17 protein-coding genes are annotated in these 16,209 nt (G+C 39.6%); 7 read left to right on the forward strand and 10 right to left on the reverse strand.

Features of this window, described 5'->3' with window-relative positions; all coding sequences use genetic code 11:
- The 3 genes from queC to dapD all read right to left on the reverse strand — a co-directional run bounded on the left by queC (nt 1) and on the right by dapD (nt 2,320).
- Nucleotides 1-669 (reverse strand): 7-cyano-7-deazaguanine synthase QueC, encoded by a 669-nt coding sequence (gene queC / locus MMY79_RS04655; protein WP_004790702.1) that lies wholly within the window; start codon nt 667-669, stop codon nt 1-3.
- Between the two features lie 40 nt (nt 670-709).
- Nucleotides 710-1,420, reverse strand: a complete 711-nt coding sequence (queE, locus tag MMY79_RS04660; RefSeq protein ID WP_016137359.1) for a 7-carboxy-7-deazaguanine synthase QueE — start codon at nt 1,418-1,420, stop codon at nt 710-712.
- Between the two features lie 78 nt (nt 1,421-1,498).
- Nucleotides 1,499-2,320 carry a 2,3,4,5-tetrahydropyridine-2,6-dicarboxylate N-succinyltransferase gene (gene dapD, locus MMY79_RS04665; RefSeq protein WP_004699931.1) on the reverse strand — a complete coding sequence of 274 codons (822 nt, stop codon included), beginning with the start codon at nt 2,318-2,320 and terminating at the stop codon, nt 1,499-1,501.
- A 294-nt stretch (nt 2,321-2,614) separates the two neighbouring features.
- Here dapD and carO point away from each other — a divergent pair, with 294 nt between their 5' ends.
- Nucleotides 2,615-3,343, forward strand: a complete 729-nt coding sequence (gene carO, locus MMY79_RS04670; RefSeq protein WP_016137361.1) for an ornithine uptake porin CarO type 4 — start codon at nt 2,615-2,617, stop codon at nt 3,341-3,343.
- A gap of 88 nt (nt 3,344-3,431) precedes the next feature.
- Here carO and MMY79_RS04675 read toward each other — a convergent pair whose 3' ends face one another.
- The 6 genes from MMY79_RS04675 to MMY79_RS04700 all read right to left on the reverse strand — a co-directional run bounded on the left by MMY79_RS04675 (nt 3,432) and on the right by MMY79_RS04700 (nt 8,898).
- Nucleotides 3,432-4,355 carry a CysB family HTH-type transcriptional regulator gene (locus MMY79_RS04675; protein WP_252612309.1) on the reverse strand — a complete coding sequence of 308 codons (924 nt, stop codon included), beginning with the start codon at nt 4,353-4,355 and terminating at the stop codon, nt 3,432-3,434.
- Between the two features lie 28 nt (nt 4,356-4,383).
- The gene (locus MMY79_RS04680) at nt 4,384-5,445 is read right to left on the reverse strand and encodes a sulfate ABC transporter ATP-binding protein (RefSeq protein ID WP_252612310.1); all 1,062 of its coding nucleotides are present in this window, start codon (nt 5,443-5,445) and stop codon (nt 4,384-4,386) included.
- A gap of 11 nt (nt 5,446-5,456) precedes the next feature.
- On the reverse strand, nt 5,457-6,341 hold the full coding sequence (cysW, locus tag MMY79_RS04685; protein WP_252612311.1) for a sulfate ABC transporter permease subunit CysW: 885 nt from the start codon (nt 6,339-6,341) through the stop codon (nt 5,457-5,459).
- A complete protein-coding gene (gene cysT, locus MMY79_RS04690; RefSeq protein ID WP_252612312.1) occupies nt 6,338-7,171 on the reverse strand; it encodes a sulfate ABC transporter permease subunit CysT in 834 nt (277 codons plus the stop codon). The genes cysW and cysT overlap by 4 nt, the downstream gene beginning before the upstream one ends.
- A gap of 80 nt (nt 7,172-7,251) precedes the next feature.
- Entirely contained in the window at nt 7,252-7,860 is a 609-nt protein-coding gene (locus MMY79_RS04695) for an alpha/beta hydrolase (protein ID WP_252612314.1), read from the reverse strand.
- 30 nt (nt 7,861-7,890) lie between these two features.
- Nucleotides 7,891-8,898: a sulfate ABC transporter substrate-binding protein gene (locus tag MMY79_RS04700; protein ID WP_252612316.1), complete on the reverse strand. Its 1,008-nt coding sequence runs from the start codon at nt 8,896-8,898 to the stop codon at nt 7,891-7,893.
- Nucleotides 8,899-9,161: 263 nt separating this feature from the next.
- On the opposite strand from MMY79_RS04700, the gene pabC reads away from it, so the two are divergent.
- The 4 genes from pabC to MMY79_RS04720 all read left to right on the forward strand — a co-directional run bounded on the left by pabC (nt 9,162) and on the right by MMY79_RS04720 (nt 12,209).
- Nucleotides 9,162-9,974, forward strand: a complete 813-nt coding sequence (gene pabC / locus MMY79_RS04705; protein ID WP_252612318.1) for an aminodeoxychorismate lyase — start codon at nt 9,162-9,164, stop codon at nt 9,972-9,974.
- Nucleotide 9,975: 1 nt separating this feature from the next.
- Nucleotides 9,976-11,046: an endolytic transglycosylase MltG gene (mltG, locus tag MMY79_RS04710; protein ID WP_252612319.1), complete on the forward strand. Its 1,071-nt coding sequence runs from the start codon at nt 9,976-9,978 to the stop codon at nt 11,044-11,046.
- Nucleotides 11,047-11,055: 9 nt separating this feature from the next.
- Nucleotides 11,056-11,655, forward strand: coding sequence for a dTMP kinase (gene tmk, locus MMY79_RS04715; protein WP_252612320.1), 600 nt, complete (start codon nt 11,056-11,058; stop codon nt 11,653-11,655).
- A gap of 137 nt (nt 11,656-11,792) precedes the next feature.
- Nucleotides 11,793-12,209, forward strand: a complete 417-nt coding sequence (locus tag MMY79_RS04720; RefSeq protein WP_003650294.1) for a PaaI family thioesterase — start codon at nt 11,793-11,795, stop codon at nt 12,207-12,209.
- Between the two features lie 57 nt (nt 12,210-12,266).
- Here MMY79_RS04720 and nadB read toward each other — a convergent pair whose 3' ends face one another.
- On the reverse strand, nt 12,267-13,910 hold the full coding sequence (nadB, locus tag MMY79_RS04725; protein WP_252612321.1) for an L-aspartate oxidase: 1,644 nt from the start codon (nt 13,908-13,910) through the stop codon (nt 12,267-12,269).
- Nucleotides 13,911-14,140: 230 nt separating this feature from the next.
- Between nadB and MMY79_RS04730 the strand changes: the two genes are divergently transcribed.
- Both MMY79_RS04730 and MMY79_RS04735 read left to right on the forward strand, forming a co-directional pair.
- Nucleotides 14,141-15,517, forward strand: a complete 1,377-nt coding sequence (locus MMY79_RS04730) for a Do family serine endopeptidase (RefSeq protein ID WP_252612322.1) — start codon at nt 14,141-14,143, stop codon at nt 15,515-15,517.
- Between the two features lie 125 nt (nt 15,518-15,642).
- Complete coding sequence (locus MMY79_RS04735; RefSeq protein ID WP_252612323.1) at nt 15,643-16,095, forward strand: acyl-CoA thioesterase; 453 nt, start codon at nt 15,643-15,645, stop codon at nt 16,093-16,095.
- Nucleotides 16,096-16,209: the final 114 nt, after the last annotated feature.

Consider the following 16,209-nt stretch of genomic DNA (forward strand, 5'->3'; position numbering starts at 1 on the left):
TTACGGTATATAGCGTGTTGGGTCGGCAACACCGGCCTCGATAAAGCCTTCTTTACGCAAACGGCAACTGTCACATTTGCCACACGCACGTCCTTGAGCATCTGCTTGGTAGCAAGATACCGTTTGACTATAGTCTACGCCATGTTCAATCCCTAAACGTATAATATTCGCTTTGGATAAATGTAACAGGGGTGTTTCAAACTTAAGTGGTTTTCCTTCTACGCCAGCTTTAGTTGCTAAACGAGCCATATTCGCAAAAGCATCAATAAATTCAGGACGGCAATCAGGATATCCTGAATAATCAACAGCATTGATACCAATAACAATTGCTTCAGCATTAAATACTTCAGCTGCTGCTAGAGCATAAGAGAGGAAAATAGTGTTACGCGCTGGTACATAAGTTACAGGAATACCTTCTTGTAACTGTTCTGGTACGGCAATGTTGTGGTCTGTTAACGCAGAGCCACCTAAATTAGCCAAATCGATATTAATTACACGATGTTCAACCCCTGCACGTTGAGCTAATGCTTTTGCTGCATCTAGTTCAGTGGTTGAGCGTTGACCATACATAAAACTAATAGCAATACATTCATAGCGTGCTTGTGCCCAAGCTAGGCAAGTGGTTGAGTCTAAGCCGCCTGAAAGCAAAACAATGGCACGAGGGCGCATATTTTTCTCCATATTCGGAATGATTTATTTTATTGAGTGATTAACGACCTGATTCATCATTCCAAAGCAGTTTATGTAACTGAAGTTGGAAGCGAACAAGGAGTTTATCATCAAGTATCCACTGTGCCAGATCACGTGCTAGACGTGGCAGGCCAACAGCACCTTTTTCAACTGCAAAGGCAGGGGAGAACCAAACGGTACTGACTTTTTTATGCAGTTGATATTTTTCAACTTGCTGCTTTGACCATTCATAATCTTCGCGGTTACAAATGACGAATTTAATTTGGTCATGTGCAGTCAAATGATCGAGATTACTGATGAGATTACGATGTTCCTCACCAGAAGTTGGAGTTTTTAAATCAAGAACTTTAGAAACACGCGAATCTACTTTTGAAACATCGAGCGCGCCACTGGTTTCTAAAGAAACGTCAAAGCCAGCTTCACATAGACGTTGTAATAAAATCAAACAGTTTGGCTGTGCAAGTGGTTCACCACCAGTTACACAAATATAAGGTGTTTGAAATTGTGTAGCTGTTTCAATGATATGTTCAAGTGAAAAACGTTCACCACCTTCAAAAGAATAAGTGGTATCACAGTAGCTACAACGTAATGGACAGCCCGTTAGACGAATAAATACAGTCGGTAGGCCAGAGGCGTTTGCTTCACCCTGCAACGAGTAAAAAATCTCGGTAATGCGTAAACCGGACGCAGGGTCTGAGACAGGAATTGCAGAGGAACGTAAGGAAGCCATTCTAGAAATACCACACTATATAAAAAATAAAATCTCTACGATCAGTGTTGACCGTAGAGATGTTTGATCAAACTGAAATTAGTCAGCGCGTAACAAATCGTTCAAGCTCGTTTTTGCACGTGTTTTTGCATCAACTTTTTTCACAATAATTGCAGCATATAAGCTGTAAGTACCACATTTAGATGGCAAGCTGCCTGACACTACAACTGAACCTGCTGGTACACGACCATAATGGATTTCGCCAGTTTCGCGGTCATAAATTTTAGTTGATTGGCCAATGAAAACGCCCATTGAAATGACTGAGCCTTCTTCAACAATAACACCTTCAACGATTTCTGAACGCGCACCGATAAAGCAGTTGTCTTCAATAATGGTTGGGTTAGCTTGTAATGGTTCTAAAACACCACCGATACCTACGCCACCAGACAAGTGAACATTTTTACCGATTTGAGCACATGAACCTACAGTTGCCCATGTATCAACCATTGTGCCTTCATCTACATAAGCACCAATGTTTACATAAGAAGGCATTAACACTACGTTTTTAGCTTGGAAGCTACCACGACGTGCTACAGCAGGAGGAACAACACGAACACCTGCTGCTTTAAATTGCTCTTCAGTCCAACCAGAGAATTTAGTTTCAACTTTGTCGTAGAAACGAAGATCACATGACTCGATTGGTTTATTGTCATTGAGTTTAAATGATAATAAAACAGCTTTTTTTAACCATTGGTGAACAACCCATTCACCATTGATCTTTTCAGCAACTCGAAGTGTACCGTTATCTAAACCAGCAATTGCTTCTTCAACAGCTTGGCGGATTTCGCTTGAGCAATCTGCTGCAGTAAAATTTGCGCGGTCTTCAAATGCTTGCTCAATGATCGTAGAAAGCTGAGACATGATCTTCCTTCCATAAAAAATTTTAAAGATTTTACACTAATTTGTGACAAGAAGCTTTGAAAAAACGTGTTACGTTTAATCGAGGATATAAATGAGATAAATGAAATTAAGCTTATTAGATAATCAAGTGTTTTTTACACAAAAATGATTTGAAAATAAAAATTTAACTCAATTTGTATCAAAAAATAACAGAAATCTACCATTTTTTGTATAAAAAAGACTCTAAGCTCTCTTTATTATGATTTCAGTCACAAGATGAATAAATTAAAAACAGAGCCTTTTGAGGAGAAAACTATGAAAGCATTACGTGTTTTAGTAACAACAACAGCTTTATTCGCTGCTGGTGCTGCAATGGCAGATGAAGCCGTTGTTCATGACAGCTACGCATTCGACAAAAACCAATTAATTCCTGTGGGAGTGCGTGCTGAGGTAGGTACAACTGGTTACGGTGGTGCTTTATTGTGGCAAGCAAACCCATATGTAGGTTTGGCACTTGGCTACAATGGTGGTGATATTTCTTGGCGTGATGACGTATCTGTAAATGGTACGAAATATGACGTTGATATGGATAATAACAACGTTTATTTAAACGCTGAAATTCGTCCTTGGGGTGCAAGTACTAACCGTTGGGCTCAAGGCTTATATGTAGCAGCTGGTGCAGCATACCTTGATAATGATTATGATTTAAGCAAACGTTCACAAGACGGTACTATTAAAGTAAATGGTAATAATTATAACTTTAATGGTTCAGTTGATGGTAAATTAAGTTATAAAAATGATATTGCCCCTTATGTAGGTTTGGGTTTTGCACCTAAGATCAATAAGAACTGGGGTGTATTTGGTGAGGTTGGTGCATATTACACAGGTAACCCAAGTGTAAATCTTAAATCAAACGGTACATTTGTTAATGTTAACGGTGCTGACTTTGATAAAGACTTACGTGCAGAAGAAAATAAAATCGCGAATGACGATAAATACCAATGGTTACCAGTTGGTAAAGTTGGTGTGAACTTCTTCTGGTAATAAATACAAAAAAAACGAGCTTCGGCTCGTTTTTTTTGCCTCTAATAAATAAAAGAGCTAAAAAGCTCTTTTATTTATTTTTGAATTTTTATTCATCTGGGTAAGCAATTTTCTTAAGTGCTTTGATATCGGCATCAGGTGAGCATAAAGAAATAAACTCGTAACCATAACCGCGTAGTAGATGGCCTTTACGAACTGCAATCCATGTCGTATTGACACCAAAAATATCAGTTTTAGTTTGTTTTAAGCGATGATCACGTTCTGTGTCATAGGCCACATCATTGACAATTCCAACTCCCATTCCAAGTTCAACATAAGTTTTAATAACGTCTGCATCAAGAGCTGACATTACGATATCTGCATCGAGGTGAGCTTCTTCGAAAGCTTTGTCAATTTTAGATCGACCTGTAAAACCACCATGATAAGTAATGAGTGGGTAGTCCGCTAAAAGCTCAAGCGTAATCTTGTCTGCCTTTACTAAAGGATGATTTTGTGGAGTGATAATGCTGTGTTGCCATTGATAGTAAGGAATACTAGCCAGATTGTCTTCAGTCGTTAAAGATTCAGTTGCAATCCCAATATCAGCCTCACCTTGTAAAAGCATTTCTGAAATTTCAACAGGGCTGGCTTGTTGTAAAATCAAATGAACTTTAGGAAATAACTTCTTAAACTGGTTTACGATCGGAGGCAGTACATAACGTGCCTGAGTATGGGTTGTTGCGATCGTTAATGTGCCTTCATCAACTTTATTAAAATCTTCGGCAAGGCGTTTAATATTTTCAGCATCAACTAACATGCGTTCAACGATGCCAAGAAGAGATTGTCCAGGTTCTGTTAAACCTAAAAGACGCTTACCTTTACGTATAAAAAGTTGTACACCTAGCTCATCTTCTAAATCTTTAATATGTTTACTTACACCCGATTGAGACGTGTAGAGTGCAGCCGATGCTTCGGTTAAGTTAAAGTTCTGGCGTACAGTTTCTCGGATAATTCTTAATTGTTGAAAGTTCATTCACACTTTTCCTTACCAAATATATTTCTTAAGCAACTTGATCTGCAAATAAGTGCAACTGAGATGCACTTACCCAAACGGTTTGATTTGGTTTAAACGCATGTAATTTTGCAGCTTCATTGCTCAGAGCAATCTCAATTAAACGTCCATTACGGTCTTGTAATTCCGCCACAACTTTTCCAGCAATCCAGATTTCACGTACAAAAGTGGCTTCAATGCTATTCGCCTGAGGTTGCGAGTGAATATGTAACTCATCTGGACGGGCAAAAGCAATCACTTTTCCTTGAGGTGCTTCAACTAACGTTGGTAATTGAATACGGTCATTGCCAATACGGATAATACCGCCTGTATTTTCACCTTCAAAACGATTTGCCTGACCCAAGAAATCAAATACAAATGGCGTTGATGGTTTTTCATAAACTTCACGAGGTGAACCGATCTGCTCAACATTACCTTTATTCATTACAATAATCTGATCTGCAACTTCAAGAGCTTCTTCTTGGTCATGGGTCACGAAAATTGAAGTAATGTGTAGTTCATCATGTAAGTTGCGTAACCAGCGGCGTAACTCCTTACGGACTTTAGCATCTAGCGCACCAAACGGTTCATCAAGTAATAAGACTCGTGGCTCTACTGCCAAGGCACGTGCCAAAGCAATACGCTGACGTTGGCCGCCTGAAAGCTGTGCAGGGTAGCGGTCTGCTAAAAATCCAAGTTGAACTAGGTCAAGTAAACGAGTAACGCGTTTTTTAATTTCAGCTTCTGAAGGGCGGGTTGCACGAGGACGAACACGTAAACCAAAGGCAATATTGTCAAATACTGTCATGTGACGAAATAATGCATAGTGCTGAAATACAAAGCCGACCTGACGCTCACGCACATGCACATTGGTCGCGTCTTCACCTTCAAGTAGCACTTGACCGCCATCAGCTGATTCTAGACCTGCAATAATTCTAAGTAGAGTCGTTTTACCGCAACCAGATGGGCCAAGTAGTGCAACCAGTTCACCTTCTGGAAAATCTAGCGAAATATTTTTAAGCGCATGGAATGCACCAAAGTGTTTTTCAATATTTTTAACTTGAATACTCATGATTTCATTCCTTACGAATCAGTTGAATGTGGTTCTGGTTTGTCTTGATGTAGTTCTAACCACGTTTTCAATACCAGCGTTAATATGGCTAAAAAAGCAAGTAATGAGGACACGGCAAACGCTGCGCTAAAGGTGTACTCGTTATATAAAATTTCGACATGAAGTGGCAGGGTATTAGTTTCGCCACGAATGTGACCAGAAACCACCGATACTGCACCAAACTCACCCATTGCACGGGCATTACATAGAATCACACCGTAAATCAAACCCCATTTAATGTTAGGTAGGGTGACTTTCCAAAAGGTTTGCCAACCAGAAGCACCCAATACAATCGCTGCTTCTTCTTCTTCAGTTCCTTGAGCTTCCATGAGTGGAATTAATTCACGTGCGACAAAAGGGACTGTAATAAAGATAGTTGCTAAAACAATTGCAGGTACGGCATATAAAATCTTAATGTCATGATCCATTAACCAGCCGCCAAACCAACCTTGGGCACCAAAAATCAATACGATCATTAAACCTGCAATAACAGGTGAAACTGAAAAAGGCATATCAATAATGGTCGTTAAAATTGCTTTACCTCTAAACTGGAACTTAGAAACAGCCCATGCAGCGGCAACACCAAATATCACATTAATTGGAACAGCAATTGCTGCGGTTAATAAAGTTAATTTCACTGCTGATAACGTATCTGGATCAATCAAAGCCTGAACGTAGACTTCAAGTCCCTGTTTAAATGCTTCCACAAAAACCAGAATGAGTGGCAACATCAGACAACTTAAGAAAAAAATTAGTGCCACGGTAATGAGTGTGTAACGTACCCAAGTTGGTTCGCGTGTTGCGTCTCGTGACTGTAATTTAAGCGCAAGTGCATTGCTGTCAGTATGTAGGTTCATGTGATATTTCTCCCTGTACGACGGTTTGCCCACGCTTGAAGTAAATTAATCGCAAATAAAATGATGAAAGAGAGAACTAACATGACCGCAGCAATCGTTGTTGCACCTGCATAATCATATTCTTCAAGGCGTGAAATGATCATGAGCGGAGCAATTTCTGTTTTAAAAGGCTGGTTACCTGCAATAAAAATAACTGAACCATATTCACCCACACCGCGGGCAAATGCTAAAGCAAAGCCTGTGAACAGAGCCGGTAGTAATATTGGTAAAATAATTTTAGTAATCGTCTGCCAGCGATTTGCGCCAAGTGCCGAAGCAGCTTCTTCAAGTTCAGTTTCGATATCACTAAGTACAGGCTGAACTGTTCTTACAATGAATGGAATACCAATGAAGACCAATGCCAGTGTAATACCGATTGGACTATATGCGACTTGAATCCCTAGGGGCTCTAAATACTGACCGATCCAGCCAGTAGGCGCATAGAGTGAAGTCAGTGCAATACCAGCAACAGCAGTTGGAAGAGCAAAAGGTAGATCGACTAATGCATCAACCAGACGTTTTCCGGGGAAGTTGTAACGTACAAGGCACCAAGCCAGAAGTAAGCCAAACACAACATTAATAAAAGCTGCTATTAAAGCTGAACTGAAACTGAGTTGAAGTGATTTTAAAATACGTTCAGAAGTTAAAATTTCCCATAATCCGTCCCATCCAATTCCAAATGATTTGATAAAGACTGCGGCTAATGGAATAAGCACAATAAAAGACACATAGGCGAGGGTGAAGCCCAAAGATAGACCAAACCCAGGCAGCACTCGGGATCGCTGCGACATGATATTTCCTCAAAGAGAAAAGCCTGCTGAAACCAGTAAGCGAATAAATAAAGATAAACGGTGCGATATAAAGCTGGGTATTAAGCAAATTTCAAAGAGAAATGAGTTTTTACCGGGTCGATAGATGAGTGACTACACATCGAATCTTCTGGAATCAAATAATTCAGCAAATCTGGAAACGGGCCAAAACCTGAGGCAACATTAATATGGCCGACTTCACCAAGGTTAACCGGATTTAATTTCCATGATTTCGCAAGTTGTAATGCATCAAAAAAACCAAGCCATGGATCATTTTCACTAATGAGAAGAGATGTTGGCACATCAATTTTTAATTGATGAAAATACGCTTTGTAGTCGGTCAAGCTATGACGAGCAAACCCTGCTTCCCCAAAGCGTGCTGGATTTGCTGGAGCGACTAAAATAAGTTTCTTAACTTGGCTTTTTAACTCTGGATGCTCAGCTAAAGCAGCTACACTCGTTAAGCAACCAAAGCTATGCGCAACAATTTGTACAGGAGCTGGTGCTGCTTGAACCGTTTTAACGAATTGCTCAACCCATTCGCTTAGTACAGGTCTATCCCAGTTTTTTTGCTCAACACGAGAACTAGACACGAGTTTACGCTGCAACCAAGATTGCCAATGCTGATGTTCACTTCCACCTACACCTGGAACAATTACAGTATGAATCATGTCTGTTCTCCTTATCTTTAGTACAAAGAATTACTTCTCTGCACTATTGATTTTCACGATTTGATCGAAAACACCGCCATTGTCGAAGTGTTGCTTTTGTACCTTCGTCCAACCACCAAACTCTTTATCAATAGTCACGAGTTTCAACGGTTTAAATACGTTGCTGTATTTCTTAAGAACGGCTGCATTACGTGGGCGGTAGAAGTTGCGTGCTGCAATTTCTTGGCCAGCTGGTGAATACAAGTAGTTGAGATAACCTTTAGCAATCGTTAAGTTGCCCTTTTTAGTTGCATTCTTTTCTACAATTGCGACTGGAGGCTCAGCTAAAATAGACAAAGACGGAGTAATAATTTCAAATTTGCCCGGCTGTTCACGAGTAGCTAAATATGCTTCGTTTTCCCAAGCCAGTAACACATCACCAATGCCACGTTCAGCAAAAGTTGTGGTTGCACCGCGTGCACCAGAATCTAGAACTTTAGTGTGCTTATAAATTTGGCGAACGTACTCTTGTGCTTTAGCATCGTTACCACCTGGTTGATGTTTTGCCCAAGCCCAAGCTGCAAGATAATTCCAACGAGCGCCACCTGAAGTTTTCGGGTTTGGCGTAATAATTTCTACACCTGGTTTGATTAAATCACCCCAGTCTTTAATTTGTTTTGGATTACCTTTACGCACTAAGAACACAATTGTTGAAGTGTATGGGGTAGAGTTCTGCGGTAACTTTTTCTGCCAGTCAGCTGGAAGTAATTTTGCTTTTTCTGCAATTTCATCGATATCTGCCGCAAGTGCTAATGTCACTACATCTGCATTTAAGCCATCAATCACTGCACGGGCCTGCTTACCAGAGCCACCGTGTGATTGTTTAAACTCAATATCTTGACCAGTACGTTGTTTCCAGTAAGTACCGAACTGTTTATTGAAATCTGTATATAACTCACGAGTAGGATCGTAAGAAACGTTTAAAAATTCTTGCGCTGCAAATGATGAAACAGACAGAAGTGCAGCGATAACCCCGACCTTTAATTGTGAAAAACGCATGAGATAAGTCCTCAAAAAATATGAAATGTTCAAAACATGAACGCAGAATAGCGCTAGTCTTTATTCTAAAAAAATAATAAAAAACGAATTTAATATGAAAAAAATAGAAATACTAAAAACAGATAAGTTATTCTTAAATCTTGATATATAACAAGTTTCAAAAGTAGATACGAAATCGGTATAATTTTTTAAAATCAGTCATTTATTATTTAAATGAAAGGTGTTGTATTGTTGGGTTGTTTTAAGCAGAGGGTGGATTAAACATGTGGTGTTTTAAAAATGGGCAACCTGTTGAAACCATTCCTTTGTTGGATCGAGCATTTCATTATGGTGATGGATGCTTTAGCACAATTCGTGTATTTCAAAATAAAATTGAGCTTAAAGATAGACATTGGGAGCGTCTAAAACTTGCATGTCAAAAACTGTCTTTAATTGCGGATTTTGAACTCATAGAACAGAGCTTAGAGCAATTACAAAAGCAGAACCTTGTGCTCAACGGTACTTTAAAAATTGTGATTAGTCGTGGGATAGGCGACCGTGGTTATAGTTTACCAAAGCATAACGCCGATATTTATATCTGGTTTTATCCGAAAGCTTTAGAGCCATTTCAGCCTGACTCTATCCAGTGTGGTGTTTTAAATCAGGCCTTAGGTTTAACCATGCCAAGCTTGGTTGGACTTAAATCTTTAAACCGTCTTGAACAAGTATTGCTAAAAAAAGAAGCAGATCAACTGGGATGGCCTGAAGCATTAGTTACTGATGTACAAGGTTATATTGTTGAAGGGGTTAGTAGTAATTGTTTTATTCGCTTAAATGATAGATGGATTACTCCGGAACTTCGCTATAATGGCGTCCACGGTGTAATGCGGGCAGAAATTCTGGCGCGTATGCAGCACCATGGTATTGTCTGTGAAGTGCGTGTAATTGAGCTAGATGAAGTATCTGAAATACAAAGTCTATTCTTTTGTAATGCTTTAAACCCTATGCGAGTAGTTACTCATTTAGGGGAGAAAACGCTAGAAACACAGGCATGCATAGATTTATTTCATATCCTTAACTTGAATCAGATTCATTAATATGCCGAAGCCACCTGTGAATGCGAAAGCAAAAAACGCCAAGAAAAATAACAAGAAACAAGCTCCAAAATTTTCTAAGCGACTGGTTTTAATTGGCTTGTTTATTGTCTTAATTTCTATTTTTGCCATTTTATGGTCGAGTCTATTTAAAGCTTATCCTATTGAAGGCAAAAAACAGATGTTATCTATTACATCTGGTGAAACCTATTCTGGTTTTATTGATCGTTTAGCGAAAGAAGACAAAATTAGCTTTCCAGTGGTATTGAAGCTTTATCAGAAGTTTATGATTCATGATAGCATGAAAGCTGGTGTGTATGAAATTGAACAGGGAATGAGTGTAAGAGAAGTATTAGAGATGTTATCTGATGCAGATAATGCTCAGATGAACCGTGTTTTGGTCATTGAAGGTACAACTTTTAAACAGCTTATTACTGCACTCAAAAATGATAAAAACGTAAAAAATACAATATTAGATTTACCAGATGATCAGCTGATGAAGGCGCTTGGGATTCCCTATGAGCATCCTGAAGGTTTGTTTGCACCTAATACTTATTTCTTTGCAAAAGGTGAAACAGATAAGAAAATTCTTACCGATTTATACCACCGTCAAATGAAAGCTCTAGATGCAGCTTGGGCAAATCGCGCACCGAATTTACCTTATAAAGATAAATATGAAGCATTAATTATGGCTTCTATTGTTGAGAAAGAAACAAGTTTAGATAGTGAACTTACACAAGTTTCAGGCGTTTTCGTTCGACGTTTAAAAATTGGTATGCGTTTACAAACGGATCCAACTGTTATTTACGGTATGGGGAATAACTATAAAGGCAATATTACCCGAGAAGACCTTCGTACCCCAACAGCATATAATACTTATACTATTAATGGCTTACCGCCAACTCCAATTGCCTTACCAAGCCAAAAAGCAATTGAAGCTGCATTGCATCCAGATGATTCAAATAACATCTATTTTGTAGCGACTGGTAATGGTGGGCATAAATTTACGGCAAGCTTGCAAGCGCATAATCAAGCGGTGCAAGAGTACTTATCCGTGTTGAGATCGAAGAAATAAGGAAAAGAGATGTTTATTAGCTTTGAAGGCACGGAAGGGGTAGGTAAAACTACACTCATTCGAAAAATTCATCAGCATTTTGAAGAGCAAGGTAAACAAGTTGTTTTAACCCGAGAACCGGGTGGTACTCCGCTAGCTGAACAAATACGTTCTATGCTCTTGGCGGTGAATCATGATGAAAATATGAGCCATGATACCGAGTTACTACTCATTTATGCGGCGCGTGCTCAACACTTACAGCAGGTTATTTTACCGGCTCTAGAGTCTAGTAAAATTGTATTAAGTGATCGTTTTACCGATGCAAGCTTTGCTTACCAATGCTCTGGTCGTGGTTTAAGCCAAGATAAATTACAGCTTTTAAATCAGAACTTTGTTTCGCGCATGCCTGAGGTGACTTTCTGGTTAGATGCACCGATTGAATTGGGTATGAACCGTGCGCGTGAACGTGGAGCTTTAGATCGTTTTGAGCAAGAAAAGTTGAGTTTTTTCACTAAGGTTCGTGAAGGCTATGAAACCTTATGGAAAGCTGAACCAGAACGTATTAAGCGAATAGATGCAACCCAAAGTCCTGATCAGGTGTTCAAACAGGCATTGCAATATTTAGGATAAGCAATTGGATGAGCCACTCTTATAAAAATGGGAGTGGTTAAAAATGACGTTAATTCTGATTTAAAACGTCATAGAAAATATCTATTATTTTCTTATGCTATCTTACATATGATTTTATAGATTGAAGAATAACAAGGATGAAAAGCTCAAAAGAAGAAATCGTGGCATTTCTTGAAAAAGAATTTCCACCAAGTCTTGAACATTGCACGATTGAATCAGTCACGCCTAAAGCTGCAGTTGTTTATTATCATGTCGATCAAAGACATCAACGCCCTGGTGGCACCATATCTGGCCCTACCATGATGACTTTGGCAGACTTTGCTTTGTATATTGCAATATTAGGTGAAATCGGAATTATTGGTTTAGCTGTGACGACCAATTTTAATATTAATTTTCTAAGAAAACCCGCAGGTGATCAAGACTTACGCAGTGAGTGTAAGCTCATGAAAGTCGGAAAGAGCTTGGTGGTGGGTGAGGTCTGGATTTATTCGGTCGGTTTGGATGAACCCGTTGCACATGTGACCGCGACTTATTCAATTCCACCTAAATCATAAATATTAAAGCAAATAAAAAGCACAGCCAGAGCTGTGCTTTTTTCTTAGGAAAACAGCTTAAATATCAGTATTAACTAATGGCTGTTCTACTGCAAAATTTGGAGGAGTTAAAACCGTTTTACGAATCTCACTCGAAGTTTCCGGATAATCGAGTGTGTAATGCAGACCACGCGATTCTTTGCGTTGCATAGCACAGCGAACAATCATTTCCGATACTAAAACAAGGTTACGCAGCTCAATCAGGTTTTTGCTAACACGGTAGTCTTGATAATATTCAGTGATTTCACGTTTTAACATTTCAATACGGTGTAAAGCACGTTCTAGACGTTTGGTAGTTCTCACAATACCAACGTAGTTCCACATGGTCGAACGTAACTCATCCCAGTTTTGTAAAATCACCACATCTTCATCAGGGTTGGTTACTTGTGAGTCATCCCAAGTAGGTACTTCGGGTAATTTGAAGCTTTCATCAAATTTATTTTCGATATCTTTTGCTGCACTCATGCCATAAACGAAGCACTCAAGTAATGAGTTACTTGCCATACGGTTTGCGCCATGTAAACCTGTATAAGAGGTTTCACCAATCGCATATAGACCTTCAATATCGGTCTGACTATTTGAGTCAACCACAACACCACCACATGTATAGTGAGCTGCTGGCACCACTGGAATCATGTCTTTGGTAATGTCGATCCCTAGTTCAAGCAATCGTGCATAAAGTGTAGGGAAGTGCTCTTTGATAAACTCTGGTGATTTATGGGTAATATCTAACCACACGTGACGAATACCGAGACGCTTGATTTCGTGGTCGATGGTACGTGCCACAATATCGCGAGGAGCCAGTTCTGCACGATCATCAAAACGTAGCATGAAACGTTCACCATCAGGTAAGCGCAAATAAGCACCTTCACCACGCATGGCTTCAGTAATTAAAAAAGAGCGTGCTTGAGGGTGATACAGACAAGTTGGGTGGAACTGATTAAATTCCATGTTGGCTACACGGCAACCTGCGCGGTAAGCCATCGCAATTCCATCACCTGTAGCAATATCTGGATTGGATGTGTAGAGGTAAGCTTTCATTGCACCGCCGCAAGCAAGTGCAGTAAATGGTGCAAGGAGGGTATGAACCTTTTCTGTATTTTCATCTAATGCATACAAACCAATAGCGCGATTCGCTTGATCGGTATGACCTAATTTATGCGATGTAATTAAATCAATCGCAATATAGTTTTCAAAAATAGTAATATTTTTACGTTCTTTGGCGCGTTCAACCAAGGTGGTTGAAATCGCTTTACCTGTTGCATCAGCTGAATGGATAATACGACGCTGGGAGTGACCGCCTTCGCGGGTTAAATGAAGTTGTTCATCTTCATCTAAAGTAAATTGCACGCCTTGCTTTAAAAGAAAATCAACAGAAGGGCGGCCGCCTTCTACGGTATGTTGTACCGCATCCATTTCACATAAATGAGCACCTGCAATCATAGTGTCATTAATGTGCTGTTGAATAGAGTCGGTCTCATCAAGAACAGCAGCAACACCACCTTGAGCATAGAAGGTACTTGCTTCGGTTAAAGCAGCTTTGGCTAAAACTGCAATATTAAAATGATTTGGTAACGATAAAGCCAGACTTAAACCAGCACCGCCGCTGCCCACAATAATCACGTCAAAGTGGTGAATTGTCTGTAAATTAGGCATGTCCATTCGCAACAATTTAAAACGTCCGCTAATGACACCCCTTTTTATCTAAAAAGGCAAGAGCTTAAGCGCTCTAACTCAGAGAAAAATTGCAATTGGCTTAAAAAGTTGCAATGCGTAAAATAATGATTGTAAGGATGCCTTACAAATAAACATATTGTTACGCACAACCCCAAAGCGTTGTGATACAACAGTTTTATTCTTATTCTCGTAGACCAATTGTGGGTGAGCACCGAATGAAAACTCGCTATTTACAACAAGGAATGTATGCAGCGGTATTTACAGTTGCTGCTGTTCAGGCAAATGCTGCTGTTGATTTTTCAAACCTCGTTGAACAAGTTAGTCCAGCAGTGGTGAGTGTAAACGTCGTAAAAAAAATGACTCAGGATGAACTATTGCAGCAGCAAGTCCCTGAAATTTTGAAACGTTTCTTTGGAAATCAGGTCATCATTCCACAGCAACAGGGTCCACAAGAAAAAACCGCATATGGTAGTGCATTCTTTATTAGTAAAGATGGTTACCTACTCACCAATCACCATGTGATTGAAAATGCCTCACGTATTAGTATTACTTTAAATGACCGCCGCGAAATTGATGCAACGGTGGTTGGTAGTGATGAGCGTACAGACGTTGCATTGTTAAAGGTGACTGGAAATAGCTATCCAGCTTTACGCGTAGGAAATGTTGATCGCTTACGAGTAGGAGAGCCAGTTTTAGCAATTGGTTCACCTTTTGGTTTTGACTACTCTGCGTCGGCAGGTATTGTGAGTGCTAAATCACGAAATATGAGTGGTGAAACTTCGGTACCATTTATTCAAACTGACGTTGCGCTAAACCCAGGTAACTCTGGTGGTCCATTGTTTAACCAAAATGGTGAAGTGGTCGGCGTAAACTCTCGAATATTTAGTGGTACTGGCGGCTATATGGGTTTGTCTTTCTCTATCCCGATTGACGTAGCAATGGATGTTGCCGAACAGCTTAAGACTAAAGGTAAGGTCACACGCTCTTATCTTGGTGTGATGATGCAAGACATTGACCGAAACCTTGCTGATGCTTATAAGTTACCGAAACCTGAAGGTGCTTTAATTACTCAAATTTCTCCGAACTCACCTGCACAAAAAGCAGGCTTGCGTGCCGGTGATGTGATTCTGAAATATAACGGTAATCCAGTACCGCGCACCAGTGAATTACTTTACGCATTAAACAAAGTACAGCCGAATCAAACTGTTCAGTTTGAAGTATTGCGTGATGACAAAACCCGTAATATTTCAGCAACTTTAACGACTGCTCCAGATGAAACGCCTGCTACAGGCGCCCAAAGTGCTGTATCTAAAGGCCCAGTTTTAGGAATGAGCATTCGTGATTTAGCTGAACCAGAAAAAAGTGCTTTAAGTGTGAAAGGTGGTATCTATGTACAGGATGTTCGCCGTGGTGGCTTAGCATCATTGTCAAATATCATTCCGGGTGATGTGATTGTTCAAGTCAACAATAACCAGATTTTAAATAGTCAGGATTTTTCAAAAGTTGTTTCTAACTTGCAAAAAAATACGGTAGCACGTGTTGCAATTATCCGTCAGGGACAACGCGCTATGCTTGGTTTACGTATCCAGTAAACTTGAAAATAAACAATGAGCCACCCTAAATATGGGTGGTTTTTTTGTTATTTATCTTGAGCGTATAGAGATATCTACCTACACTTATTTTCAGTTTAAAAGTTAATAAATAAGAGTGAACATTCGTGAGTAGTATTTTTGATTTACATATTCAGGTACAGCCACATCATATTGATGCGTTAGGACATGTAAATAATGTGATGTATGTGCAGTGGATGCAAGATGTAGCTGCTGCTCATGTTGAAACTTTGGGAGTAGGGGTGACTAAGTATCTTGAATTAAAACATGCAATGGTTGCGGTTGAGCATCATGTGCAATATCGTAAAGCTGCATTTGAAGGCGAACAAGTTGTATTACGCACATGGTTAGATGATATCAACGCTCTTTATTCTTTCCGCCAGTATGTGTTTTTCCGTCCATCAGATCAGGCCGTATTATTTGTTGGAAATACAAAATGGGCATGTATTGAAATTGCCACAGGGCGTCCAAAACGAATGTCTCCAACTTTTACTCATGCGTACAAGCCGCTTGATTCAAACATAAACCCTTACGATTTTACGGTTTCATATGCTCGATAACCTGAAGCAATAAACTCGCTTTGATTGTCCTTTTAAAACATAAGTACAAAGCTCATGATTATTTTGGATACTTTAAAATATCCATCTGTTATAATCTCACGCAATTTATTTAAC

The sequence above is a fragment of the Acinetobacter sp. XS-4 genome, assembly GCF_023920705.1.
In the GTDB taxonomy this organism is placed as follows: Bacteria; Pseudomonadota; Gammaproteobacteria; order Pseudomonadales; family Moraxellaceae; genus Acinetobacter.